General features: G+C 33.3%; 28 protein-coding genes. 13 read left to right on the forward strand and 15 right to left on the reverse strand.

Annotated elements, in window-relative coordinates; all coding sequences use genetic code 11:
* Window positions 1-42 precede the first annotated feature (42 nt).
* Window positions 43-1,011: a type I phosphomannose isomerase catalytic subunit gene (locus VOI54_RS08895; RefSeq protein WP_326282387.1), complete on the forward strand. Its 969-nt coding sequence runs from the start codon at window positions 43-45 to the stop codon at window positions 1,009-1,011.
* A gap of 15 nt (window positions 1,012-1,026) precedes the next feature.
* On the opposite strand, the gene VOI54_RS08900 is transcribed toward VOI54_RS08895, so the two are convergent.
* The 3 genes from VOI54_RS08900 to VOI54_RS08910 are packed head-to-tail and all read right to left on the reverse strand — an operon-like array spanning window position 1,027 to window position 2,976.
* A complete protein-coding gene (locus VOI54_RS08900) occupies window positions 1,027-1,473 on the reverse strand; it encodes an SRPBCC family protein (RefSeq protein WP_326282388.1) in 447 nt (148 codons plus the stop codon).
* A gap of 29 nt (window positions 1,474-1,502) precedes the next feature.
* On the reverse strand, window positions 1,503-1,958 hold the full coding sequence (coaD, locus tag VOI54_RS08905) for a pantetheine-phosphate adenylyltransferase (RefSeq protein WP_326282390.1): 456 nt from the start codon (window positions 1,956-1,958) through the stop codon (window positions 1,503-1,505).
* 43 nt (window positions 1,959-2,001) lie between these two features.
* On the reverse strand, window positions 2,002-2,976 hold the full coding sequence (locus VOI54_RS08910) for a D-alanine--D-alanine ligase (protein WP_326282391.1): 975 nt from the start codon (window positions 2,974-2,976) through the stop codon (window positions 2,002-2,004).
* Window positions 2,977-3,146: 170 nt separating this feature from the next.
* Between VOI54_RS08910 and VOI54_RS08915 the strand changes: the two genes are divergently transcribed.
* Together VOI54_RS08915 and VOI54_RS08920 are read left to right on the forward strand one after the other, a co-directional pair.
* The gene (locus VOI54_RS08915) at window positions 3,147-3,704 is read left to right on the forward strand and encodes a PASTA domain-containing protein (RefSeq protein WP_326282392.1); all 558 of its coding nucleotides are present in this window, start codon (window positions 3,147-3,149) and stop codon (window positions 3,702-3,704) included.
* 3 nt (window positions 3,705-3,707) lie between these two features.
* Complete coding sequence (locus VOI54_RS08920) at window positions 3,708-4,739, forward strand: RluA family pseudouridine synthase (protein WP_326282393.1); 1,032 nt, start codon at window positions 3,708-3,710, stop codon at window positions 4,737-4,739.
* Window positions 4,740-4,741: 2 nt separating this feature from the next.
* Here the strand turns inward: VOI54_RS08920 and VOI54_RS08925 are convergent, their stop codons facing one another.
* Window positions 4,742-5,908 carry a glycoside hydrolase family 18 protein gene (locus tag VOI54_RS08925; RefSeq protein ID WP_326282394.1) on the reverse strand — a complete coding sequence of 389 codons (1,167 nt, stop codon included), beginning with the start codon at window positions 5,906-5,908 and terminating at the stop codon, window positions 4,742-4,744.
* Between the two features lie 496 nt (window positions 5,909-6,404).
* Between VOI54_RS08925 and yaaA the strand changes: the two genes are divergently transcribed.
* Both yaaA and VOI54_RS08935 read left to right on the forward strand, forming a co-directional pair.
* Window positions 6,405-7,163 carry a peroxide stress protein YaaA gene (yaaA, locus tag VOI54_RS08930; protein ID WP_326282395.1) on the forward strand — a complete coding sequence of 253 codons (759 nt, stop codon included), beginning with the start codon at window positions 6,405-6,407 and terminating at the stop codon, window positions 7,161-7,163.
* Window positions 7,164-7,165: 2 nt separating this feature from the next.
* Entirely contained in the window at window positions 7,166-7,891 is a 726-nt protein-coding gene (locus VOI54_RS08935) for a tetratricopeptide repeat protein (protein WP_326282397.1), read from the forward strand.
* 3 nt (window positions 7,892-7,894) lie between these two features.
* Here the strand turns inward: VOI54_RS08935 and VOI54_RS08940 are convergent, their stop codons facing one another.
* The gene (locus VOI54_RS08940; protein ID WP_326282398.1) at window positions 7,895-8,029 is read right to left on the reverse strand and encodes a 30S ribosomal protein THX; all 135 of its coding nucleotides are present in this window, start codon (window positions 8,027-8,029) and stop codon (window positions 7,895-7,897) included.
* Window positions 8,030-8,115: 86 nt separating this feature from the next.
* Here VOI54_RS08940 and VOI54_RS08945 point away from each other — a divergent pair, with 86 nt between their 5' ends.
* The gene (locus VOI54_RS08945; RefSeq protein ID WP_326282400.1) at window positions 8,116-8,796 is read left to right on the forward strand and encodes a uracil-DNA glycosylase family protein; all 681 of its coding nucleotides are present in this window, start codon (window positions 8,116-8,118) and stop codon (window positions 8,794-8,796) included.
* Between the two features lie 88 nt (window positions 8,797-8,884).
* Here the strand turns inward: VOI54_RS08945 and VOI54_RS08950 are convergent, their stop codons facing one another.
* From VOI54_RS08950 to VOI54_RS08995, 10 genes are all read right to left on the reverse strand, one after another.
* Window positions 8,885-9,193, reverse strand: coding sequence for an EF-hand domain-containing protein (locus VOI54_RS08950; RefSeq protein WP_326282401.1), 309 nt, complete (start codon window positions 9,191-9,193; stop codon window positions 8,885-8,887).
* A gap of 57 nt (window positions 9,194-9,250) precedes the next feature.
* The gene (locus VOI54_RS08955) at window positions 9,251-9,712 is read right to left on the reverse strand and encodes a tRNA (cytidine(34)-2'-O)-methyltransferase (RefSeq protein WP_326282402.1); all 462 of its coding nucleotides are present in this window, start codon (window positions 9,710-9,712) and stop codon (window positions 9,251-9,253) included.
* Window positions 9,713-10,150: a DUF805 domain-containing protein gene (locus VOI54_RS08960; RefSeq protein WP_326282403.1), complete on the reverse strand. Its 438-nt coding sequence runs from the start codon at window positions 10,148-10,150 to the stop codon at window positions 9,713-9,715. It abuts the gene before it with no gap.
* Window positions 10,143-10,910, reverse strand: coding sequence for a tryptophan synthase subunit alpha (gene trpA, locus VOI54_RS08965; protein ID WP_326282404.1), 768 nt, complete (start codon window positions 10,908-10,910; stop codon window positions 10,143-10,145). The genes VOI54_RS08960 and trpA overlap by 8 nt, the downstream gene beginning before the upstream one ends.
* A 3-nt stretch (window positions 10,911-10,913) precedes the next feature.
* Window positions 10,914-12,095: a tryptophan synthase subunit beta gene (gene trpB, locus VOI54_RS08970; RefSeq protein ID WP_326282405.1), complete on the reverse strand. Its 1,182-nt coding sequence runs from the start codon at window positions 12,093-12,095 to the stop codon at window positions 10,914-10,916.
* Window positions 12,096-12,164: 69 nt separating this feature from the next.
* A complete protein-coding gene (locus tag VOI54_RS08975) occupies window positions 12,165-12,815 on the reverse strand; it encodes a phosphoribosylanthranilate isomerase (RefSeq protein ID WP_326282406.1) in 651 nt (216 codons plus the stop codon).
* Window positions 12,812-13,597: an indole-3-glycerol phosphate synthase TrpC gene (gene trpC, locus VOI54_RS08980; RefSeq protein WP_326283148.1), complete on the reverse strand. Its 786-nt coding sequence runs from the start codon at window positions 13,595-13,597 to the stop codon at window positions 12,812-12,814. The genes VOI54_RS08975 and trpC overlap by 4 nt, the downstream gene beginning before the upstream one ends.
* A 66-nt stretch (window positions 13,598-13,663) precedes the next feature.
* Entirely contained in the window at window positions 13,664-14,659 is a 996-nt protein-coding gene (trpD, locus tag VOI54_RS08985) for an anthranilate phosphoribosyltransferase (protein WP_326282407.1), read from the reverse strand.
* An 81-nt stretch (window positions 14,660-14,740) separates the two neighbouring features.
* On the reverse strand, window positions 14,741-15,307 hold the full coding sequence (locus VOI54_RS08990) for an anthranilate synthase component II (RefSeq protein ID WP_326282408.1): 567 nt from the start codon (window positions 15,305-15,307) through the stop codon (window positions 14,741-14,743).
* A 64-nt stretch (window positions 15,308-15,371) separates the two neighbouring features.
* On the reverse strand, window positions 15,372-16,778 hold the full coding sequence (locus tag VOI54_RS08995; RefSeq protein ID WP_326282409.1) for an anthranilate synthase component I family protein: 1,407 nt from the start codon (window positions 16,776-16,778) through the stop codon (window positions 15,372-15,374).
* 259 nt (window positions 16,779-17,037) lie between these two features.
* Here VOI54_RS08995 and VOI54_RS09000 point away from each other — a divergent pair, with 259 nt between their 5' ends.
* The 7 genes from VOI54_RS09000 (at window position 17,038) to VOI54_RS09030 (ending at window position 26,166) form a co-directional block, all read left to right on the forward strand.
* Window positions 17,038-17,577, forward strand: a complete 540-nt coding sequence (locus VOI54_RS09000) for a TlpA family protein disulfide reductase (protein WP_326282411.1) — start codon at window positions 17,038-17,040, stop codon at window positions 17,575-17,577.
* Between the two features lie 5 nt (window positions 17,578-17,582).
* Window positions 17,583-18,200 (forward strand): thioredoxin family protein, encoded by a 618-nt coding sequence (locus VOI54_RS09005; RefSeq protein ID WP_326282413.1) that lies wholly within the window; start codon window positions 17,583-17,585, stop codon window positions 18,198-18,200.
* Between the two features lie 104 nt (window positions 18,201-18,304).
* The gene (locus VOI54_RS09010) at window positions 18,305-18,622 is read left to right on the forward strand and encodes a rhodanese-like domain-containing protein (protein WP_326282415.1); all 318 of its coding nucleotides are present in this window, start codon (window positions 18,305-18,307) and stop codon (window positions 18,620-18,622) included.
* Window positions 18,623-18,628: 6 nt separating this feature from the next.
* Window positions 18,629-19,030, forward strand: coding sequence for a rhodanese-like domain-containing protein (locus VOI54_RS09015; protein ID WP_326282417.1), 402 nt, complete (start codon window positions 18,629-18,631; stop codon window positions 19,028-19,030).
* 245 nt (window positions 19,031-19,275) lie between these two features.
* A complete protein-coding gene (locus tag VOI54_RS09020; protein ID WP_326282418.1) occupies window positions 19,276-19,545 on the forward strand; it encodes a hypothetical protein in 270 nt (89 codons plus the stop codon).
* A gap of 196 nt (window positions 19,546-19,741) precedes the next feature.
* Window positions 19,742-21,667: a coiled-coil domain-containing protein gene (locus VOI54_RS09025; RefSeq protein WP_326282419.1), complete on the forward strand. Its 1,926-nt coding sequence runs from the start codon at window positions 19,742-19,744 to the stop codon at window positions 21,665-21,667.
* A 386-nt stretch (window positions 21,668-22,053) separates the two neighbouring features.
* Window positions 22,054-26,166 carry a hybrid sensor histidine kinase/response regulator transcription factor gene (locus VOI54_RS09030; protein WP_326282420.1) on the forward strand — a complete coding sequence of 1,371 codons (4,113 nt, stop codon included), beginning with the start codon at window positions 22,054-22,056 and terminating at the stop codon, window positions 26,164-26,166.
* The last annotated feature ends 140 nt before the right edge of the window (window positions 26,167-26,306 follow it).

Raw genomic sequence — 26,306 nt, forward strand, 5'->3', positions numbered from 1 at the left:
AGAAGTTAATTGTTCTGCAACCAATAAAATAAATTAAAGACCATGAAAGGATATCCAATAAAATTTGAACCCATATTAAAAGAGCGCATTTGGGGTGGAGAGAAGTTAGTCAGTACCTTTAAGAAGCCATCCACTAAGACCAATATAGGAGAGAGTTGGGAGATATCAGATGTAGAAGGCGATATATCAGTAGTTTCAAACGGAGCATTAAAAGGCCAGTCACTAAGAGACCTGATCAGCACCTATAAAGGTGAATTTGTAGGGGATAAGGTTTACAAACAATTTGGAGACGCCTTTCCCATATTGATCAAGTTCATTGATGCCAAAACCCCTTTATCTATCCAGGTACATCCCAATAATGAGTTGGCAAAATCCAGACATAACTCGTTTGGGAAGAATGAGATGTGGTATATTATGGATACAGATAAAGACGCAGAACTCACAGTAGGGTTTAATAAAGCCGTATCCCAGGAGGAATATGTAGAAGCATTGCATAAGGGCAAGCTCTTAGATATTTTAAATACAGAAAAGATAAAGGCAGGAGACACTTTTTATATTCCTACTGGACGGGTACATGCTATAGGAGCGGGGGCGGTATTGGCAGAAATCCAGCAAACCTCAGATATTACCTACCGGATCTATGATTATGAACGGGTAGATGCCTCAGGCAACCAAAGGGAGTTGCATACGGAACAGGCACTGGAGGCCATAGATTATCAATTATATGACAATTACAAAACAGATTATGCAGTAGAAGCAAACCAGTCCACAAAATTGGTACATTCGCCTTATTTTAAGACAGATATTATTCAATTAAGGGGAGTTTTAGAGAAGGATTATAGGGCGTTGGATTCGTTTGTGATCTATATGTGTGTAGAAGGCGAATTTGAAATAGCCCACGATAATGAGGTCATGCCAGTCAATACAGGAGAAACTATTTTGTTACCGGCAACAGTTGAAGCCGTTAAATTGCAATCAAGATCAGCCAGAATCTTGGAGGTATACTTATAGTGGTTTTTAAGGGTTTTATTTTAAGTTTTCCGCTTCCAAATATGCTTTTAAGCTTTCATTAATGAAATAATTCCAGCCTGCAACCCCACTTTCTCTTTTGAATTCAGGGATGTTGTCAGGGAAATTTTCGAGTACTGTGAAGGTCAGTTTTAGTTTTGTTTGATTCTCTATGTGGCTTAGTTCAAAAGTTGAAATTCCACTACCAGTATACCCCTCGAACTTCCATTCATAGGATATTTTCTTCATTGGAATTACTTCTGTCAATGTCCATAAATGCGGAAATATTCTATCTTCAACCTGAATGATAAATCGGGTTTTAAATCCAACAACAGGCTCAAAAGATGGAATGTTAGGAAAAAACCATTGTGTCATTTTATCAAGTACCGTTATGGCATTCCAAACATTTTTTATGGACGTATTAAAAGTTTGTTCAACAATTATGGGCTGCTCTATATTTTCCATATTTTAAGGACAACTACAGGTATAATAAATTATTTTACTCTTACACTTTTAGGGACTAACTTGGTGTAATCTCCATTATTTCTAATCACATCCCTTACAATATTAGAAGCAATATAAGAGGTGTCTGCAGAGGTTAAAAGAAAAACAGTTTCAATAGGAGCGAGATCCCTGTTTGTGTGCGCAATGGCTTTTTCAAATTCAAAATCTGCCGGATTTCGTAAACCACGTAAAATAAACTCTACCCCTATACTTTGACAAAAATCTACCGTTAAGCCTTTGTAAGTTACTACTTTTACCTTGGGATCATCAGCAAAGGTTTTTTCAATAAAAGCTTTGCGTTCGTCAAGAGAAAACATATATTTTTTAGCGGCATTAACACCAATAGCTACAATAACTTCATCAAAAAGTGTAACACCACGTTTAATAATATCGTAATGTCCTAATGTTAATGGATCAAATGATCCTGGGAATAAAGCACGTTTCATTAAAAATGATTATTTAACATTCCAATTCAAAGATAACTATAAATTATTTCAAAGCTTCCTGAATAGCATTATCAAACAGTTCAGTTAATGAAATATTAGCTGCAGCTGCTTGCTGTGGTAATATACTTTCTCTAGTTAAACCGGGCACCGTATTCATTTCTAATAAATGAGGTTCTCCATCTTTAAAAATAAATTCACTTCTGCTAAATCCTTTCATTTTCAAAACTTCATAAACCTTTTTGGCTTCAGCAATTACTTTTTCTTCTTGTACTTTAGTTAATCTGGCAGGTGTGATTTCTTGTGATTTCCCCAAGTATTTTGCCTCATAATCAAAAAAGTCATTTTCAGAAACTATTTCTGTTATAGGCAATACTGTTGTTTTGCCTTTATAAGTAATAACCCCAACAGATACTTCTATACCATCTAAAAATGACTCAATGATGATTTCATCATCTTCTTTAAAAGCCACTTCAATTGCCTTTTGTAAGTCTTCCTTTTTGTGAGCTTTACTCACACCAAAACTACTTCCTGCTTTATTAGCTTTTACAAAACATGGTAATCCAACTTTAGCAATAATAGTATCTTCATTAATGGGATCTCCAAGGTTTAAATAAAAAGACTCAGCAGTTTTAATACCATAGGGTTTTAAAACACTTAACAGGTCACGTTTGTTAAAAGTTAAAGCTGCCTGATACATATTACAGCTGGTATGTGGCATATTCAATAATTCAAAATATCCTTGCATAAAACCATCCTCTCCCGGAGAGCCGTGAATGGCATTAAAGACACAATCAAATGAGATTTTTGTATTGTTAACCATTACTGAAAAATCATTTTTATCAACAGTAAATTCGTTATTGTTATCATCAACATGTACCCATTTGTTCTCGAAAATATGTATGCGGTAAGGGGTGTACTTTTCAGTGTCTAAGGTTTCATAAACTACATTTCCGCTGGTTAATGAAATTTGATATTCGCTGGAATAACCTCCCATTATGATGGCTATATTTTTTTTCATCAATTACTTTTTTTATTTCTGTAATAACAGAAATCTCATCACTACTAAATTATATTCATCTAAAAGCTATAATAAAACGTATTTATTATAGGCAAGCTAAAATATCATATAAATTGCAAAAGAAAAAACAGTTCTGTTTTTATATATTTGCTTAATCCAAAAATCTATAAATGAGTATTATAAAATTCTTTACCAGCAAAACGTTTTTAAAACAAATTTTATTGGCTGTTGTAGCAATTGTTGTGTTATGCTATGTTATTTTAAAATGGTTAAATGTATCTACTAACCATGGTGATTTTGAAACAGTTCCTGATTTGAAAGGAAAGTCTATTAGTGTTGCTCAGGTAGAATTAAATGACAATAATTTAGTAATGAAAATTCAGGATTCAGCCAATTACAATCCTGACTATCCAAAATTTTCTGTAATAGAACAAGAACCTGTGGCAGGATCTAAAGTAAAAGAAAACAGAAAGATATACATTACACTTAACCCGTCAGGATATAGAAAAATGAACATTCCGGATGGCTTAATAGATAAAACGTTCCGTCAGGTAAAACCAACTCTGGAAGCTTTGGGGTTTAAAGTGGGAAAAATTACTTATGTGAATAATATTGGTAAAGATATGGTGCTCAAATTATCACATCAGGGAAAAGTTTTAAGTCCGGGTGATAAATTGGCTAAAACTTCAGTGATTGATTTAGAGCTTGGTAATGGTAAACGCCCTTAAACCATGGACGATTATACACCGCAATTACCAGATGAAGACAACCTTTATGAGCATCATGCTTTTGTTGTTGATAAAGGCCAAACACCGTTACGTATTGATAAATATTTAATGAATTTTGTTGAAAATGCAACCCGTAACAAAATTCAGGCTGCAGCAAAAAACGGCAGTATTTTTGTAAATGATGTTCCGGTAAAATCCAGCTACAAAGTTAAGCCAAATGATACCATTCGTGTATTATTTACCCACCCGCCACATGAAAATTTATTGGTTGGAGAAGCTATTGATATTGATGTAGTTTATGAAGATGATGATCTTTTAGTAGTTAATAAACCTGCAGGGATGGTAGTGCATCCGGGGCATGGAAATTATTCAGGAACACTTATAAATGCTCTGATTTATAAGTTTGATAATTTGCCAAATAATTCAAGTGAACGTCCGGGTTTAGTACACAGAATTGATAAAGATACAAGTGGGCTTTTAGTGGTGGCAAAAACCGAACAGGCTATGACACATTTATCCTTACAGTTTGCAGAAAAAACCAGTGAACGTGAATATGTAGCTTTGGTTTGGGGGAATATTGAAGAAGATAAAGGCTCTATAGAAGGCCATATAGGACGTCATCCCAGGAACAGGTTGCAAAATACAGTGTTTTTAGGTGATGAGGCTGAAAAAGGTAAGCCGGCCATTACGCATTATAAGGTTATAGAACGCTTGGGGTATGTTACCGTAGTGTCCTGTAAATTGGAAACCGGACGTACACATCAAATACGTGTACATATGAAGCACATGGGGCACACCCTTTTTAATGATGAACGCTATGGTGGTGAAAAGATCTTAAAAGGAACAACATTTACTAAATACAAGCAGTTTGTAGAAAACTGTTTTAAAGTATTACCCAGGCAGGCACTTCATGCTAAAACATTAGGATTTACGCATCCAACAACAGGCAAGTTTATGTCTTTTGACACTCCTATTCCAGAAGATATGCAACTGTGCATTGAGAAATGGAGAGGGTATACTAAGCATATGGAGTAAGTTTAATCTTTTATAACTTCTTCATGAATAGCATCTAACAAGCCATTTTGTTGTGCATCATCGGTTAGTTGCCAGAACATAATACCGCCTAATCCGTTGTTTTTAACATATTTTGTTTTTAATTGCACGGATTTAGGGTTATCGTAAGATATAAATAAGCTATCAGTGGCATTATATAAATAGGGGGCTTTTGCAATGGGGTCCCAATATTCTACAAAGCCACCTTTACCTTCATGTTTATTCCTAATGTTTGCATATTGAGCCCAGCCAACCCAAACGCCATTGTTTTTTTGATACAGTCCGTTGTTTTCCGGTCCTACACCTTTCCAGCCTCTGCCGTAAAAAGCCCCGCCGATAATTATTTGCTCTGGTTTCACTCCTAGGCCTTTACAGAAGTCCACAATACTTTCTGCTGATCTCGGATTCCCCTTTCTTTTACTTTTAGTTACAAACTCATGAGCAGGAGTTCCTTTTATATCATCAAAACTAAAGGCTCCTAAATTGGTGTGATGCGCCGTAAAAGGAGAGCTGCCACCGGCTAGATCATAGGTCATGACATTCATGTAATCAGCATATTTCATAACTTCTAAAGTCTCAATATGATCATAATAACGTTCCCAGCCCGCAGAGGCAAAGGTCAAAGTCATATCTTTTCCTGTAGCATCCAGGCCTTCTCTTAATTCTTTCATTAAGGCTGTGAAGTTTTGAGTGTCTTCTTTTCTAAAGGTATTTCCAGCACCTCTCATGCCAGGATATTCCCAATCCATATCGGTGCCATCCAGATCATATTCTTTAATAAAATCCATAGTACTTTTAACAAACTTTTGCCTTAATTCAGGATCATTGGCCATATCTGAAAACCCGGCACAGCCACCCCAACCACCACAAGCAATCATCACTTTTAAGTGCGGGTATTGTTTTTTGTAGGTTACCAGATCTTTTAACTTTTGAGAAGAGGACTCATTTTTAAATTTCATTTGGTTGTCTATCACTTCTGTAAAAGAAAAAATGATGTGTGTTAATTTTTCAAAAGGAATATTTTCTAACGGATAATTATTTGAAGGCACATAATAGGCCATAACCGCCAATTCTTTTTCTTCTTGTGATGTACATGAATTTGAAACCAATGTTAAACTCACTAGGACTATTATAATTTTAAAAGCTTTCATAATATATTAAATTGTATTTATTGATGCGATAAAGGTATAAAACGTGTTGACAGGTTCGGTGTGTCCATATCTTTGTCTAAGGGGAGCATGTGCTGGACTCAATAGCAATACCTGCAATAGCGATTTTTGGTAATGGATTGTTTTTTTTACTTTTACAAGGACTTAAAATCAGTAGTAAATAAAACGAACGGATTAATATTTTCATAGCTGTAGTTTTGAAAATAGTTGATTAAGATAACTTATTTTAGTTATACCTCAAACTAATTTGTCAATCCTAAAAAGGAAATTATCAATTTTATTTTCAAAAAAAAATAATAGAATAAATACTGTTTATAACACTATTGCAAATAATTCTTATTTAAGATTTTAAAAGTAGATTAGTAATTGTAACTTTGGTTTTGTTATAAAGGGTTTCCGTTTTTATTTCGATTTGCTTCGACTCTGTTTAGCAACCGTAGCTTAGCGGAGACACGGAAATGCCTAATAAGTCATATATATGAAACTAGTTTTATCTCCAGCTAAATCACTTAATTTTGAAAGTGAATTGCCAACTGTACTAAATACAGAAGCCTGTTTTTTAAAGCAAGCAGAACGTTTAAACAAATTGCTTAAAAAAAAGTCAGCAAGAAGTTTATCAAAGCTGATGAATATTTCAGATGCTCTTGGGCAGCTAAATTATGAGCGTAATCAATCCTGGCAATTACCGTTTACAAAAGATAATGCAAGGCCAGCAGTTTATGCGTTTAGTGGTGATGTATACAGGGGGTTGGATGTGTATACAGTGCCTCAGGAAAAAATTGAAGTACTGCAAAATACAGTACGTATTCTTTCCGGACTATATGGTTTGTTAAAACCAACAGATTTAATCCAGCCCTATCGATTAGAAATGGGAACCAAAATGCCTGTTGGAGTTAAGAAAAACCTTTATGAATTTTGGAAAAAAAGCATCACCAAAGCTTTAAATGAAGAATTAGATGATGATGAATTGTTTTTAAACCTTGCAAGTAACGAATATTTTAAGGCTATTGATGTAAAAACTCTAAAGGTGCCTGTTGTAACTGCTAACTTTAAGGATTTTAAAAATGGTGAATATAAAACCATTATGACCTTTGCTAAACTGGCAAGAGGATACATGGCACGTTATGTTATTGATACTAACGCTAAAACTATTGATGATATAAAAGGATTTAATTATGAAGGATATGGGTTTAGTGAACCCATGTCAAATGGAAATGATTTGGTCTTTATCAGATAGTCATGATTTATTATTTAATAATTGCACTTCAGGGCTATTGCATATACCATTTATACACACATAGAAATGCGTATTACTGGTGGTTTTTAATCATATGTTTACCACCAATTGGCTGCATTATTTATCTCATTACTCAGGTATACAATAAGCGTGATGCCGAAAAAGTAACAAATGAAATTACCCATATTATAAACCCTGGTAAAAAAATACGGGATTTAGAAAAGCAGTTGCAATTTGCCGAAACTTACCAAAATCAATTAAACCTAGCTGATGCCTATTTAGAAATAGGAGATTATAATAATGCCATTTCTCAATATTTAGAAGTTTTAAAAGACGATTCGCAAAACAATTTTTACGCTATAACCCAACTGATTGAGGCATATTATAATATTAAAGATTTTGATCATGTGATTATGTATGCTGAAAAGGTTAAAACCCAATCAGAATTCAATAAATCCAGAACTCAATTTTTGTATGGTTTAGCACTTGAACATGTAGGTCAAATTGATGAAGCAGAAGTTAATCTAAGACAAATTGATATTAGATACTCCTTTTATAAAGAACGTTTAATGCTTGCCAGATTTCTCTTAAAAATAGGTAAAGAAGAAGAGGCAATAGAAATTCTGAACGATATCTATACAGAATCAAGTCATATGACAAAGACTAATAAACGTATTTACCGTTCAACTATTTTGGAAGTAGAAAAATTGTTAAAAGAATTAAACTAAATATTACTTAGCAGTAGCTTTATTGCTAATGTCAACTTTGTTTTCAATAGATGGTTTCTTTTTAACCCGTGGTCTTCTTGCTCCAAATGTCCCACGGTTTATTTTTCCGCGTTTTGTTTTTTTATCCCCTTTTCCCATAATTAGTAAATTAGTTGATATTCCTATAAAAGGAATTTTTACATTTATAACAAAATAATAATTTTAAATTAAAAGTCAAGTAAAACGTGTTTAAACATAAGCATCCGTATCCGCCTTTTATTAAAAAAGACACTACAAAGCTTATTGTAGGGACCTTACCGCCTCCCAGATTTTCAACCGGAGAGCTTTTAGAGAAAGATGTTGATTTTTGCTATGGGAGTTACTATAATTCACTATGGTTGTTTATAGATAAAATTCACCAACTAAATTTACGATATGATAATTCCAGAGAAGCTATAGAAGAAAGAAAACAATTTTTAATACAGCGTAAAATTGGAGTTTGTGATATTGTTGAAAGTTGTGAGCGTGATAAAATAGATGCCTCAGATTTAGGAATGAAAAACATTAAACTTAGAAATATTATAAGCTATTTGAAAGCCTATCCAAATATTGATACACTATTATTTACCGGAGGAAATAGTAAAAACGGACCGGAATACTTTTTCAGAAAGCATTTAAAAGATTATAATTTGAAGTTAGAATTGGTAAATAATGACATACCACGGATTCATCAAGTGGTCCTTCCCGGCAAAGCACAAGAGTCTGTTAAAAAAGGGCGTATTATTAAAACCGTTTCTCTAACCTCAGGCTCAGGTGCTGCAAATATTTCTATAAGCAGATTACCACTTTATAAGCAGTTAAAAGCTGAAAATCCTGAATTCAATACATTTGATTTTAGAGTGATGCAATACTCAGAGTATTTTTAATTAACGCTAATCCCTGTTGTGCCTATTGAATGGATAAAAAAAGCTCAAGTTAGAAACTTGAGCTTTTTTAATTTATTTTATAAATAAACTATTCTTGTTTTTTCTTTTTGCCTTTTCCTTTTCTCTTTTTCATACTTTCAGTGAATTCTTCCAGAGTAACAGAACCATCAGAATTAGCATCTAATCGGGCAAACTGCTTTTCTAATTTTTCAGCAGGAACTTCATTTTTTCGTTTCTTACCTTTAAACTCTTCCAGTGAAATGGAGCCATCCTTATTGGCATCAAACCTTTGAAACATTTTTTCTGGATTAGGTTTCTTTTTCTCTTGAGCTTCCGCAGTGGAAAATGCAAACAAGGCTAAGGCCAATGTTCCTAATTTTAAAGCTATTGATTTCATTTACAATGTGTTTTAAATTGTTAAATTAACTTTTAGACTAATTTTCATCTAAAAAGTTTAATGAATATAGTCAATTTTTTTTAATCCTTCATATACTACTATACTAACAGCATTGGCAAGGTTTAAGCTTCTTACATGTTGACTGTATAATGGTATTTTATAGAGCTGTTTTGAGTATTTGTTTAATATGTGCTTTGGCAATCCTACAGATTCTTTTCCAAATATTAGAAAGAGATGGTCTTCAAAAGGAATATCCCAGTGCGTCTTATTACCATGGCTGGATAGAAAAACCATCTTTTTATTGTTGTTAATATTGAAAAATTCATCTATGCTTTCATAATACGTCACAGAAAGGTGTTGCCAGTAATCTAATCCCGCTCTTTTAAGTCGAGTATCGTCAATTTCAAAACCAAAGGGTTTAACTAAATGTAAATGAGACCCTGAGGCTAACGCTAATCGCCCGATATTTCCAGTGTTGTTAGGGATTTCAGGCTCTATTAGAACAATGTTTAAAGGCATTTAATCTTGATTTACAGGTTTTCCAATGTCATCAATTTCATCTATTATTGGAGCTTTTGGGTCGGGACCGTATTGGTTGGGGCCAGTATCTCCAGAGTTAGCCATTAAAACAATGTACCATATTCTTCCAACAATAGGAATCAAATTGATAAATAAATAACTACCGCTTTTTCCGGTATCATGTAACCTTCTAACATTTACTGCAAGCCAGGGAATGAATGTTGCTAATATGAAAACACCAATAGTAACAGAACTCCAATCATTATCAATAAAATCTTCTAACAGTTCCAATGTTATGCTAATGGTTATTACAGTAAGTATCCAAAATATGACATACATCCAATACTCTTGTCGCCTGGCTCTTCCGGAAAAATTAGCATAATTATCCACCAAAACGGTTAAATACCATTTGAAAACACCATGCTTTTCTTTAACCATGCTTTATTTTATTTACGAAGGCATCTAGAGAGTTTATACCTTTATGAGTGACATGTTTTACAAAGGCGCTACCAATAATAGCCCCTTTAGCGTATTTGGTTGCTTGTGTAAAGGTGTTGTTATTACTAATACCAAAACCAATAATTTGTGGGTTTTTTAAGTCCATTTTGGCAATACGCTCAAAATAGGCTGTTTGCTCATCTCCAAAACCCGATTGTGCACCTGTGGTACTGGCACTGCTTACCATATAAATAAACCCGTTTGATATAGAGTCTATATAACGAATACGCTCATCGCTGGTTTGCGGTGTAATTAGAAACACATTAATTAGTCCGTATTTTTCAAAGATTTCTTGATATTGTTCATGATAAACATCAACGGGCAAATCCGGAATAATCAATCCGTCTATACCCAATTCCTGACATTTTTTACAGAAAGCTTCAACACCATATTGAAACATGGGGTTAAAATACCCCATAATGATTAAAGGAATTTTAACGGTTTTTCTAATGTCTTTTAATTGATCAAAAAGTACTTTGGTGGTCATACCATTTTTTAAAGCCTGAGTAGAGCTATCCTGAATGGTTGGCCCGTCAGCTAAGGGGTCACTAAATGGTAAACCAATTTCAATTAAGTCTACCCCGTGTTTTTCTAAATCTTGAATAATAGAAACGGTATCATCTATATTTGGATATCCAGCTGTAAAGTATATGGATAGTAGTTTCTTGTCTTCTTGTAGTTTTTGATTTATTCTATTCACAACTTATATTTTAAAATACTTTATATAATTCTCTAAATCTTTATCACCACGGCCAGATAAACTCACAACCACAATATCATCTGGTTTAAAGGTTTTCTGTTCAAAAATAGCCAAAGCATGAGAGCTTTCAATAGCTGGAATAATACCCTCCAACTTACAAAGTTCCAGACCGGCATTCATGGCTTCATCATCTGTGATAGACATAAACGCTGCACGCCCTGTTTTGCATAAATGTGAATGCATAGGGCCAACACCAGGATAATCTAAGCCTGCAGAAATAGAATAAGGTTCGGTAATTTGTCCGTCCTGAGTTTGCATTAACAACGTTTTACAGCCATGAATAATGCCTTCTTTACCTAGTACTGAAGTTGCAGCACTTTCTCCGGAATCAACTCCCAAACCTGCAGCTTCTACGGCTATAATGCCTACTTCTTCTTCATGTAAATAGTGGTAATAGGTACCTGCGGCATTACTGCCACCACCAATACAGGCCACTACATAATCAGGATTTTCTCTACCTTCTTGCGCTTTTAATTGCCATTTTATCTCCTCTGAAATAACAGCCTGAAAGCGTGTTACCATATCCGGGTATGGATGAGGGCCAATAGCAGAACCAATAATATAATGGGTGTTTACAGGGTTGTTGATCCAATCCCGGATGGCTTCGTTTGTGGCGTCTTTTAAAGTACGGCTACCAGATAATGCCGGTATTACTTTGGCTCCAAGCATTTTCATCCTGGCTACGTTTGGGGCCTGTCTGGCAATATCAATTTCACCCATATATACAATGCATTCCAATCCCATTAATGCACAAACGGTAGCGGTTGCAACACCGTGTTGCCCGGCACCGGTTTCGGCAATAATTCTGGTTTTACCTAAACGTTTGGCCATTAAAATTTGACCAATGGTATTGTTAATTTTATGGGCGCCGGTGTGATTTAAATCTTCACGTTTCAAATAAATTTTGGTGTTATACTTTTTCGAAAGGCGTTTAGCAAAGTAGAGTGGAGAAGGGCGCCCCACATAATCTTTTAAAAGCTGGTTGAATTCCTTTTGGAAATCCGGTTCGGCCATAACTTTTAAATAGTTTTGACGTAACTCTTCTACATTTGGATAGAGCATTTCCGGTATGAATGCACCTCCAAATTCCCCGTAATATCCTTTTTCGTCTACGTTGTAATTCATAATCTTTTGTCATCCTGAACTTGATTCAGGGTCTTTTAATTTTAGTTGCAATTTATAATGGATTCCGTATCAAGTACGGAATGACAAGTTTTCTTTAAATTCTTTTAATTTATCTATGTCCTTCAATCCGGGCTTTATTTCAAATTTACTATTTACATCTAACGCGTAACAATATGTTGAAGCCTCACTATTTACAAATAGTTTAATGTCTTCAATTTGGTCAACCCCTATACCTCCACTTAAAAAGTAAGGCTTGGTTGAAGGGTAATTATTAAGTACATTCCAGTCAAACGTATAACCGTTACCTCCGGGTAATTTGCCTTTGGTGTCAAAGAGGTAATAATTACAGACCCCTTCATAGGGTTTTAAGGCGTCAAAATTAAATTCATCTTTGATTGAGAATACTTTTACAATGTCTACAAAGTTAATAGCAGAGTCAGTAATAATCCTTGTCAAGTCTTTACAGTATTCCGGAGATTCCTTTCCATGCAATTGAATGGCGTTTAACCCATATTTATTTATTTTTTCTAAAATAAAACCAAGACTAGCATCAACAAATACGCCTGTTTTTTTTATAGTATTTGATATATCAGGGATGATTTCAGCATCAAAATGTCTTGCGGATTTTTCGTAAAATATAAATCCAAGATAATCGGGTTGCAAGGCTGCAACCTGTTTTATATTATCTGAATATTTCATTCCACAGACCTTTAATTTCATGCTTCTAAAGTATTGATAAAGTTTGTAGCACTAACTCCTGGATTATCAGTTTTCATAAAGTTTTCACCAATCAAAAACCCTTGATAACCATAAGGCTGTAATTCTTTAATAGCATCTATATTGCTAATACCACTTTCTGATACTTTTACAAAATCATCAGGGATACTATGGCTCAGGTTTTTACTGGTTTCTAAACTGACTTCAAAAGTCTTTAGGTTTCTGTTGTTTACCCCTAGCATATCTAAACTGGGCATGATTGATTTGTGTAATTCTTCTTCGTTATGAACTTCTAAAAGCACATTCAAATTCAAGCTTTTGGCACATTCTGAAAAATGCTTGATCTCTTCTCTTGTTAGAATGGCTGCGATCAATAAAATAACATCTGCGCCATAGGCTTTAGCTTCTATTATTTGATATTCGTCAATAATGAATTCCTTTCTTAGAAGGGGTAAGTTGCAACTTGCTCTTGCTGTTAATAAATCGTCTAAAGAGCCACCAAAATATTTGCCGTCAGTTAAAACAGACATACCACAAACACCTGCATCTTCATAACCTTTGGCGACATCTTGAACGTTCAATCCGTTATTTATAATTGATTTTGACGGTGAGCGACGTTTGTGCTCAGCAATAATTCCCGAATTACTTTGACGTAAATTATTTGCTAATGATATTGTAGCTCTTTCAAATAAAACAGATTGTTCTAATTGAGAAACCGGAATCAAATGCTTTCTAAGGTCAACTTCTTTGCGTTTATCTAATGTTATTTTATCTAAAATATTCATATTTCGGTCTTCAGTTTTCAATAGTCACAGTTTATTATCCTTATACTGCGCATTACATACTGTGGATTATTTTTTACTCAACTCAATCAATTTATCTAAACTTGCTTTTGCTTTTCCAGAGAATAACGATGTTTTGGCCATTTCAAAGCCTTCTTTATGCGAAATTTGTTTTGTGGTAGCAATAGCTAAACCTGCATTGGCGCAAACCACATTATTTTGTGCTTCAGTACCATTTCCACTTATAATAGCAACAAATATTTTTGCAGCATCTTCAACAGTATTTCCTCCAAAAATAGCTTCTTGCTTTATTTTACCAAGTCCTAAATCTTCTGGCGAAAAAAGCTTTTCAGTATGATTGGAAACAATTTTTGCCTTTCCGGTTAATGAAATTTCATCATAGCCATCAAGGGCGTAAACAATATTATAGTTCTTGTCTGTATTTTGATATATAAAGCTATAAAGGCGTAAAAGTTCTAAACTATAAACTCCCAACATTTGATTTTTTGGAAATGAAGGGTTAACCATAGGGCCTAACATATTAAAAAAAGTTTTAACACCTAATGCCCTGCGAATAGGAGCAACATTTTTCATTGCCGGATGAAACAATGGGGCGTGTAAAATACATATGCCGGCTTTGTCTAAACAGCGTTTTAAAAAATCTTCATCATTGGAGAATTTTACACCTAAATTTTCCATGACATTAGATGAACCCGAAGTAGATGACACACCATAGTTGCCATGTTTGGAAACATTAACTCCAGCACCTGCGGTAATAAAAGATGACAAGGTGGAAATGTTGAAGGTGTTTTTACCATCACCTCCCGTACCCACAATATCAATGGCATTAAAGTCGCTAAGGTCTATGGATATACAAAGCTCTAAAAGGGCATTTCTAAAGCCTTGCAGTTCTTCAATAGTGATACTTCGCATCATATAAACTGACAAAAAACATGCTATTTGACTAGGGTTGTACAGGTCATTTGATATATTAACAATAACCTGTTTAGCTTCCTCAGTCGATATGGTCTCATGATTTATAAGCCTGTTTAGTATATCTTTCATTTTTTTAACTTTGGCCATTAGCTTTTGACTATTGGCTATTTTGTGAATTCATTAATTTTGAGAAAGGTTAATAACTCATGGTTAATTATTGACCCAGTTCTCCAGTATCTTTTTTCCTGTTGGTGTTAATACAGATTCAGGATGGTATTGTACACCTCTAACATCATATTCTTTATGCCTTAAAGACATAACTTGTCCGTTTGCATCAAAGGAAGTGGCTTCTAAACTTTCTGGTAAGTCAGGGCTAACAACCCACGAATGGTAACGTCCTACTTCGATATCTTTATCTAGGTCTTTGAAGATGTATTCATCATCTACGCTTATGGTCACATGGGTTGCAACGCCATGGTATACATCCTCCAGATTCACTAAAGAACCTCCAAATACTTCTCCAATGGCTTGCTGCCCCAGGCAAACACCAAAAATACTTTTAGTAGCTGCATATTTTTCAATAATTGGTTTTAATAACCCAGCTTCATCCGGAATACCGGGGCCTGGAGATAGCACTATTTTATTAAAAGGTTGTACATCTTCCAAAACCAACTTGTCGTTTCTCACTACAGTAACATCGCAGTCTAAATCTTCTAAATAATGTACAAGATTGTATGTGAAACTGTCGTAATTATCTATAACTAATACTTTTTTCATAAGCCCTCTTAATTCCCCCTGGGGAGACAATTTTGGTTAATTTTTTATTTTAAACTTTATAAACTCAAATATCTTCTGCTAATTGAATAGCTTTGGTTAATGCGCCTAACTTATTATATACTTCTTGTAATTCATCTTCTTTGTTTGATTTAGATACCAAACCTGCACCGGCTTGCCAATTTAATTTATAATCCTTGCTTAAAAATGTACGAATCATGATGGCATGATTAAAATCACCTTCAAAATCCATAAATCCTATAGCGCCACCATAATATCCACGACTGGTTTTTTCATATTGTTCTATCAATTGCATGGCTCTGTGTTTTGGAGCTCCACTTAATGTGCCGGCAGGAAATGTATCGGCAACCACTTGCATAGTAGAGGTGGTATTGTGCTTTTGTCCGGTAACCTTACTAACTAAATGAATGACATGAGAGAAAAACTGAACCTCTCTGTATGTTTCAACTTTTACCTGGCTTCCATGCCTGCTTAAATCATTTCTGGCCAGATCCACAAGCATAACATGTTCTGCATTTTCTTTATCATCCTTTTTTAGTTTTTCAGCCAGAATTTCATCCTTTTGCTCATCACCGGTACGTTTAAATGTTCCTGCAATAGGATGGATTTCAGCTAATTTGTCAGTTACAATAAGTTGTGCTTCCGGTGAACTGCCAAATATTTTAAAATCACCATAATCAAAATAGAATAGGTAGGGAGATGGGTTAATACTTCTTAAAGCCCGGTAAATATTAAAATCATCACCGGAGTATTCTTGTGAAAAACGCCTTGATAGTACTAATTGGAATACATCCCCACGGCCACAATGCTTTTTTGCTAGTTCCACATGGTCTTTAAACTCTTCATCTGTAAGATTAGATTGAATCTCTCCCTTTGCACTAAAATTGTATGAAGCAAAGTTCTGAACATTAATAAGTTTATCAATGGCATCTATGTTATTTTCAACGCCTTCAAAACAATGTGCAAAAATATAGGCCTCATTTTTAAAGTGATTAATGGCAATAATATTCTGGTAAACCGCATAGTAAATATCAGGAATAACAACCGAGTCATCTTTTTTCCCGATTTCAATATCCTCAAAGTACCTTACTGCATCATAAGCGGTGTAACCAAAAATACCGTTATTGATAAATTTGAAATTTTCTTCAGATTTGGTGTCAAATCGCTTAGTGAAATTATAGATCTCATCCACTACATTGACAGTTTCAGTAATGTTTAATGCAGTAGTACTCCCATCCGGGAAGGTTTGAGAAATAACTTCGTTTTCAACTTTTATAGAAGCTATGGGATTAAAACAGATGTATGAAAAGTTTTTATGATTTCTGTGATAATCACCACTTTCCAGAAGAATACTATTTGGATATTTATCACGGATCTTATAATAAACCGTTACAGGTGTAATAGTATCGGTTAGGATACGTTTGTGATGTGTGTAAAGACTAAATTTTTTCATATGTAACATAAAAAAGGCTTGTCGTGAATGACAAGCCTTTTGATATTTTTATTTTTAAATATACTAGGATTCTACTTCACGAAGATTAGTTTCGTAAGCACCACCACCAAGTATTATTTAAAATTGATTTCATCTTTTAGTTTTGATAGGTTCAAATATAGAAATGAAAATATTATTACACAAAACTTTAATTCATTTTTTAATTAAAAGTTTGTTAAACTAGAAGATACACAAAGAACTATTGTATATTTTTATACTTATGAAGTTAAAACTATTATTTGTTGTCATTTTAATAATGACAGGTTGTGCAAAAAACAAAAAAACTGCCGAAGTTTCTCAATCTGTTATAGAGAACGTGATAAATCAAGAACAGGGGGCAAATGACATTAAGTTAGAAGTTTATGATTATGCCGGCTTTGAAAAGTTCCTGAATTTACAAGATGATAAAGTTCATGTTGTTAATTTTTGGGCTACCTGGTGTGCACCGTGTGTGAAAGAACTCCCTTATTTTGAAAAATTGAATGCAGAATATAAAAATGTTGAAGTTTTATTAGTGAGTTTAGATTTTCCACATTTATATGATAAAAAACTGAAACCATTTATTAAAGACAAAAATTTACAATCAAAAGTTATAGCCCTTGATGATGTAGATATGAATTCCTGGATACCTAAAGTTGATGAAAACTGGTCAGGTTCCATACCTGCTTCTATAATTTATAAGAATAATAACAGTCATTTTTATGAACGCTCATTTACTTATGAAGAATTGGAAAAAGAAGTCAAACAAATTTTAAATTAAATACTATGAAAAGGTCAATTAAATTTACAGGATTATTGTTATTACTGTTTTGTATTAGTGCTTTTACAATAGGTGATAGCTTGGGGAGTGGATATAAGGTAGGAGATATAGCAGAAGATTTTAAGCTTAAGAACATTGATGGGAAAATGATTTCTTTATCTGATTATAAAGATGCCAAAGGCTTTATTGTGACGTTTACCTGTAATACGTGCCCGTATGCCGTTATGTATGAAGATAGAATTATTGCATTAAACAAAAAATATGAGTCTAAAGGGTATCCTGTAATAGCTATTATGCCAAATAATGTCAAAGTTAAACCCGGTGATGCATTACCGAAAATGAAAAAACGAGCAGAAGAAAAAGGCTTTAATTTTCCATATTTAATAGATGCAAACCAAAGTGTATATCCAAAATATGGGGCAACAAAAACACCTCATATATTTGTGCTTCAAAAAACCAAAGCAGGTAATATGGTAAAATATATTGGAGCAATTGATGATAATTACAAAGATGCATCGGCAGTAACAACCAAATATGTAGAAGAAGCTGTTGATGCTTTGTTGAAAGGTTCTGAAGTGCCTCATAAAGAAACCAAAGCAATAGGTTGTTCCATCAAAGCATAACTTAAATTTACTCAATATTAAATCCAAAGCGTAATACTTTGGATTTTTTTTCGTCTATAGTTTCAGAAATATTAGTTTTGTGAAATATATTTATTTAGAATTATATGGAAGATTTAACACAAGATGAATGGGCAGAACAATTAGCTAATGATGATAATGCTGTTGTAATGGATGTTAGAACAGATGCCGAAGTGGCTGATGGAATCATCCCCAATGCTATTCATATTGATATTTATAAAGGTCAGGAATTTATAAACGAAATTGATGACCTTGATAAGAGTAAAAATTACTACGTATACTGCCGTTCAGGAAATAGAAGTGGACAAGCCTGTCAAATTATGGAAGAACTTGGGTTTGAAAATGCATATAACTTAGAAGGCGGTATATTGGAATGGACCGGTGATGTTGTAGATATGGAATAAGTTGTTGTGAAAGGATATTTAACTTATTTGTTTTCTGTGTTTGCTTTGATGTTGTTAAATTGCAAGCAATCGGACTATCAGGATGAGTCTATTAGAGTAGATCCGGCACAATTTAAATCATTCATTACTAACGATTTTGTACAGCTTATAGACATTAGAACGCCAAAGGAGTTTGCTCAAGAGCATTTACACAATGCTATCAATATTGACTTTTTTTCGGAAGAGTTTACTGAAGCCATTAACACATTAGACAAGCAAAAACCAGTATATATTTATTGTCGTTCCGGAAAACGGAGTAGTAAAAGCAGTATTTTATTTAAAGAAGCTGGATTTGACACCATTTATAATTTAAATGGCGGTTTATTAAAATGGAAATCCCAAGAATTACCAATTATTGTTGAAAAATAGTTAGGATTTAGGTATTATTAGACATGAAAATCTAATATATAAGCCTTTTTTAATAAACAATTATTCATTTAACTTGTTTTTACAAGAGTTTACTTTTAACCATTATTTTAGTCATTCACCTTTTTTATTTTAACAAAAGGCACCCTATTTTATATCTTTGACAAAAGATTTAGGATATTTTGAATTTTTAATAATTTTTTTTAAAATTTTTTAGGAATTTAATTAATATAATTATTTAAATAAGTATGGAAAATGGTTATGTGATATTAGGAATTATAGCATTGTTATTCTTAAGTATGTATGGGTATTCTTATTTTTCAGTTGCAAGAGAGAAGATGAGAATGAAAAGAGAGAAGAAAAGGCAGCTTGAACAAGATGCGTTAAGGCGTGAAAGGCGTTTAAAGCATCAAGCAATTATTGATGAAAAAGTTGAAAACTTTAATAAACGAAAAGAAGAAATACAACGTGAATTACAGTTGTTGGAAAAAATGAAAGAGAAACAGAAAGTGGGGTAAAACCTTATCGGTTTCTTTCATTTGAAAAGCCCATGTAAATTGATTTACATGGGCTTTTTTTATTGAAAAAGAAGATAGTAAGTTTAAAACAATATTAATATTGTTTTGGTATGGTTAAAAATATTGAAATGTTTAAATTGGGTATTTGTTTCTGGTTAGGCATATTATGAGGTCTAAAAATTTTAAAGTTATAATTTTGATTAAGCATTTTTTCTTTTTTTTATTTTCATTGCCTTTGTTTTCACAGGAAATAAGTATCCCTACTCAATTTTCGCAGGAAGGAAGTTTGTATTCAGATTTGAATACAAACTTAAACGAATTAACCCAACCTTTAATTCAATTTACAGAAGGAGAAGCCTGTATAGTGATTGACTATTTAGGTAGAGATAATTACAAGATTAGGTATAATGAAATTGAGGGCATAGTAACGGTTGATGATTTGGAAGTTAATGAAGAAATGACCGATTTATATTATGACTACCAGGAAAGAGAACGATTAAAGGCTATCGAAATAAAAGAAAATAGACAGCAAAAATTGTCGGAAATAACAGGAGAATCAGAAGCAAAGCAAAACGCATTGCAAGAACAACGCGTTAAAGATTCCATTTCCAGAGTTGAGGCCGCACAAAAAGCATTACGGGAACAACGTGTTAAAGATTCCATAGCCAGAGTTGAAGCAGCACAAAAGGCATTGCGTGAACGACGCGTTAAAGATTCCATAGCCAGGGTTGAAGCAGCACAAAAGGCATTACGGGAGAAACGTGTTAAAGATTCCATATCCAGAGTTGAGGCCGCACGAAAGGCATTACGGGAACAACAAGTTAAAGATTCCATAGCCAGGGTTATAGCAGCACAAAAAGCATTACGGGAACAACGTGTTAAAGATTCCATATCCAGAGTTGAGGCCGCACGAATGGCATTACGGGAACAACGCGTTAAAGATTCCATAGCCAGGGTTGAAGCAGCACAAAAGGCATTACGGGAGAAACGTGTTAAAGATTCCATATCCATGGTTGAAGCAGCACAAAAGGCATTACGGGAACAACAAGTTAAAGATTCCATAGCCAGGGTTATAGCAGCACAAAAAGCATTGCGAGAACAACGCGTTAAAGATTCCATAGCCAGAGTTATAGCAGCACAAAAGGTATTGCGAGAACAACAGGTTAAAGATTCCATATCCAGAGTTGAAGCAGCACAAAAGGCATTACGGGAACAACGGGTTAAAGATTCCATATCCAGAGTTGAGGCCGCACGAAAGGCATTACGGGAACAACGGGTTAAAGATTCCATAGCCAGAGTTGAGGCAGCTCAAAAAGCATTGCGAGAACAACGCGTTAAAGATTCTATAGCCAGGGTTGAGGCCGTACAAAAAGCATTACGGGAACAACGGGTTAAAGATTCCATAGCCAGAGTTATAGCAGCACAAAAGGCATTACGAGAACAACGCGTTAAAGATTCCATTTCCAGGGTTATAGCAGCTCAAAAAGCATTGCGAGAACAACGCGTTAAAGATTCTATAGCCAGGGTTGAAGCAGCACAAAAGGCATTACGGGAACAACAAGTTAAAGATCCCATAGCTAGAGTTATAGTAGCACAAAGGGTATTAAAAGAACAGTTTATAAAGGACTCTATAGCAAAAAGCAGTTCCAAAGCAGATAATCTGGATACTATTAAAACGAAAACTAAGGAAAGAAGCCTGGAATTCAGAAACACGTGTCACTACATAATTAATGAATTTGACCCGTTCTATAATATAAAAACTGTGAGAACCGAGGCATATTCTATTTCACAAAATTTAACTGTAGAATTGCATAAGCAAGGACAGAAATTAAATGTGTTCTTTAATTCATCGGAAGATTTGGGGTGTGTTAGCTATTTTTCAAATAATAGATCATCAGTAAAAGTAACACTTGAAAATAACAGAACGGTTTCCTTCTATCATTCATGGGATATGGAATGTGGAGAATTTTTGTTTAAGGGAAGTTTATCAAGATCTCAGATGGCTAGTTTAAAAAAATCTCCAATTAAGTCTATAAGACTCAGAGCAACCAAAGGTTCTAAGGTTATAACTGATATAAGTTATAAAGAGTTTTTTATAGATAAATTAAAGTGTATCGAATAAAAATTAAGTCAGCGATATTACAATGATTAAGTTTATAATCTATATATAGTTTGTACTAAAATATGTTGTTTTTAGCATTTGTAAAATATACCGGTATTTTGATTTAGGCCATATTGGAATACCAAATTCTATAAGTTAGCCTACTAGGTAGTTATAAAAAGAGTTTTAAAATCTCTAACAAACCTCAGGTTCTTTTTGAATAATAAATGCAACAACAATTAATCTATTTTATTAGTAATTCAGCTTTTTTAAAGGAGTGTTTAAATTATTTATGTAAGAAAATAACAATAGAATTATTCTTATTAAGGTGAAATGTAAGACGTTCATGCATAGAACATAAACAATTTATTATATTGGCACATAATTGAATCTTATTAGTTAATCAAATGGCATTTAAATGGTATTTAATTAAAGCATTATTCTGTTTTCTAATAGTTCAAACTATGCTGGGGCAGAACAATAAAAGTAACTACGAAGCTCTAAAGTTTAAACAAATTTCATTAAAAGAAGGGCTTTCACAAAGTTCGGTATTATCTGTTATGCAAGATAGTCAGGGATTCATGTGGTTTGGCACAAGAGATGGCTTAAATAAATTTGATGGTAATACGTTCAAAATCTTCAGGTATACCTCAAAGGACTCTACCAGTTTAAATCATAATCATGTAAAAACCATATATCAGGATACTTTTAATAATCTGTGGGTAGGAACACTAAAAGGGCTAAACAAGTTTATTCCGGAGTCACAATCATTTAAGAGATACGTTTTACATGATAATAAAGAGGAGGATAAGAGTTTAATAATTTGGAGCATAATTGGGGGAGAAGAAGGTGTTTTATGGTTAGGAACAGATTCTGGTCTTAAGAAATTTGATATTCAAAAGGAAGCTTTAGTTGAATTTGATTATAAAGAGGAGTATAGTGAATTGTTCAATACTCCTGTTAAATCGTTAGTACTAGCTAAAAATAATAACTTATGGATTAGAACAACATATGATTTGGCGGTTTATAATCTGAGTACAAAAGCTGTTAAAAGTTACTTACTTCCTGAGCATATCGTACCAGAACGAAATGAAAGTGGTGTAACTACATTATTTGAGGACATGAAAGGTGATATCTGGTTAGGGTTTCACAATGGTCTGGCTATATTAAATAAAGAGCAGGGTGTATTTGAGTATTTTAAAACAAAAAATAAAACTAAAGCGTGTGTCAAAGATGATACAAGAAGTATTTGCGAAGATCATTTAGGAAATTTATGGGTAGGGACATATAATGGGCTTTACATAATTAATAATGCTAGAAATTCAATATCACATTTTGTACACGATGAAAATAATTCAAATAGCTTAGGCCAAAATTCGATTTATAAAATTTTTAGAGATACTAAAGGCGATATATGGATTGGTACTTACTCAGGGGGTATTAGTTATTATGATAGAAGTTTTGATGTTTTCAAACATTTTAATTCCGGAACTAATAATTCTAAACTAAACTATAAGGTAGTTAGTTCATTTATAGAAGATTCAAATCAAAACTTATGGATTGGCACAGAAGGAGGAGGTATAAATTTTTATAATAAAGAAAACGGTACGTTTAAATATTATACAAGTGATAGTGATAACAATACACTTAGCAATAATAATGTTAAGGCCATGGTACAAGATCACTCGGGTAATTTATGGGTTGGTACACATGACGGCGGGTTAAATTTTGTAAACCTTAACAAGATTCCTTTTCAATTTATACGATATAAAAACATACCGAACAATATTAACAGTATTAGTAATGATAGGGTCATTTCATTATGTGTTGATGATAATGACAAGGTTTGGATAGGTACGTCTGGAGGCGGTGTAAATCTGTTTGATAAAAACACCAAATCTATTACGCGTTTAAAAGGGCTTGGTACGCATATTTATACAATATCAAAAGCAAGGGATGGTCACTTTCTTTTTATCGGAGGAAGTAACGGATTAGCAAAAATAAATGTTGATACAAAAGAATTTGTCTCAATTAATTATATAGGGAATAATGAGTCTAAGGGGTCAAACAATGTATTATGTGTCTATGAGGACGATGATAAAAATATATTAGTAGGAACAGAGGGGGATGGGTTGTATTATTATAACCAGGAAACCAATCAATCCATTAAATATGACTCTTCCAATGGGTTGCCCAATGATATTATTTACGGAATAGTACCTGATCATAATAACAATATTTGGTTAAGTACTAATAATGGATTGAGTAGAGTAGATTTACAAACGTTTCAAATTAAAAATTTCAATGGGGCCGATGGATTACAAGGTAATGAATTTAATTATGGAGCTTACTTAATGAGTAAAAATGGTGAATTGTTGTTTGGAGGAGTCAATGGATTTAATGTATTTAATCCGAATGATATTGTTGAAAATGCATTTGTTCCGCCAGTAACAATAACAGCATTAAAAGTAAATAATAAACCCTTTTTAAATGTAACAGATACAAATACGTCTGCTGAGATTCACCTTAAACATGATCAAAACATGCTTAGTTTTGATTTTGTTGGATTAAGTTTTTCACAACCAAATGAAAATGAATATGCCTATATGCTGGAAGGCTTTGATACGGAATGGAACTATGTAGGCAATCAAAAATCAGCAACTTATACAAACTTAAATTCAGGACATTATATTTTTAAAGCAAAAGCATCAAATAGTGATGGCCTTTGGAATGAAAAAGGGGCTTCAATTCCCATTAGAGTACGTCCTGCACCATGGAAAACCTGGTGGGCATATTTAATATATATACTACTTTTAACAGCTACGGCTTTAGTAGTTAGAAAGTATAGCCTTATAAGGATCAAAGAGCGAAATGAGCTAAAAAATGAACGCTTGGAAAAAGAGCGCATTGAAGAAGTCAACAAATTAAAGCTGCAGTTATTTACAAACGTTTCACATGATTTTAGAACACCATTAAGTTTAATTATCGGACCGCTTCAACAATTATTAAAAGAAAAAACAGGAAATGAGTTTGTTAAAAGGCAACATGAAATAATGTATAGAAACGCCAGCTCATTAATGGAATTGATAAATCAATTGCTTGATTTTAGAAAAAGTGAGTCAGGAAATTTAAAATTGAGTGTGTCAAAAAATAATATAGTGTCTTTTATAGATGATATACAAAAAGCATTTGAAGAATTGGCAAAAGCCAAAAATATAACGTTCACGTTTAAACCGGATATTGAAGATACACAGGTATGGTTTGACCCCATTGGCTTTAAAAAAGTAATCGTTAATTTATTATCAAATGCATTTAAGTTTACACCCGAAAATGGAGAAATCTCATTAAGGCTTTCTCTCCGTGAAAAATCTACTAAAGAGATACCTAATAAGTATGTTAAGTTTGAAGTTCAGGATAGCGGAAAAGGCATTACAAGCTTAAATAAGAAAATTATTTTTGAAAGGTTTTATCATTCAGGAGAGCGATCAGGAACAGGAATAGGTTTAGCCTTAACAAAGAATATTGTTGAATTGCATGGTGGAGAGATTAAGGTTAAAAGTAAGGAAAATAAAGGGGCACGTTTTATAGTATATCTGCCTTTTGGAAATAACCATTTTAGTGAAGATCAAATAAATAATGAAGTCCTAGACACTAATGAAAATGACTTTTTTAAACTAAGAGAGTCTGTTTATGTGGAAAAAGAATTAGAAGCACTAAAAGAAGAAAGTGAGATTCATGAAGACATCATTGACAAATCAAGGCCTTCCATTTTAATAGTTGAAGATAATGCTGAGTTAAGATCTTTCATTAAAAATATCTTTATAAATACGTATAATGTTTTTGAATCACCAAATGGTGAAAAGGCATTAGAAGTAGCAAGAACTGAGTCAATAGATTTGATAATCAGTGATGTTATGATGCCTAAAATGGATGGATTAGAATTATGTGATAAATTAAAGACTAATATAGAAACAAGTCACATTCCGGTCATCTTACTTACGGCTAAAACGTCTAAAGAATTTCAAAATACAGGTTATGAAAATGGAGCAGATGCTTATATAACCAAACCTTTTGACGCTAATGTATTAGAAGTAAGAGTCATAAATCTATTAAAATCTAGAAAAAACCTAATAGATAAGTTTAGAAAGGATATCATTCTGCAACCAAAAGAACTGACGGTGGTATCAGCAGACGAAGTCTTTTTAAAGAAAGCAATAAGCCTAGTTGAGGAGAATATTTCTGATTCAGAGTTTAATGTGGCAGAATTTACTGATCATATGCATATGAGTAGGTCGGTGTTGTTTAGAAAAATCAAGGCACTAACCGGGCAGTCTATTACATTATTTATAAGAACCGTAAAATTAAAACGTGCCGGACAATTACTATTGCAATCTCAAATGAATATTTCTGAGGTAGCCTATGAAGTTGGGTTTAATGATTTAAAATATTTTAGAAAATGTTTTAAGGAACATTTTGGAATTACCCCCTCTGATTATAGAAGCAAAAATGTAAAAGCCTAAACGCTTATATGCTGTTTTTACTGGTGTTTTAAGCTTTTTATTTCTTAAAACAACACCTTTATCTCAAATACAATAGAACTTTTTGTACCATGTTATTGATCGATATAACCCTATTTAAAAATATAATATGCAATAGATTA

It is taken from the genome of Alterotamlana spongicola (assembly GCF_035818475.1).
Taxonomy (GTDB): Bacteria; Bacteroidota; Bacteroidia; order Flavobacteriales; family Flavobacteriaceae; genus Cognatitamlana.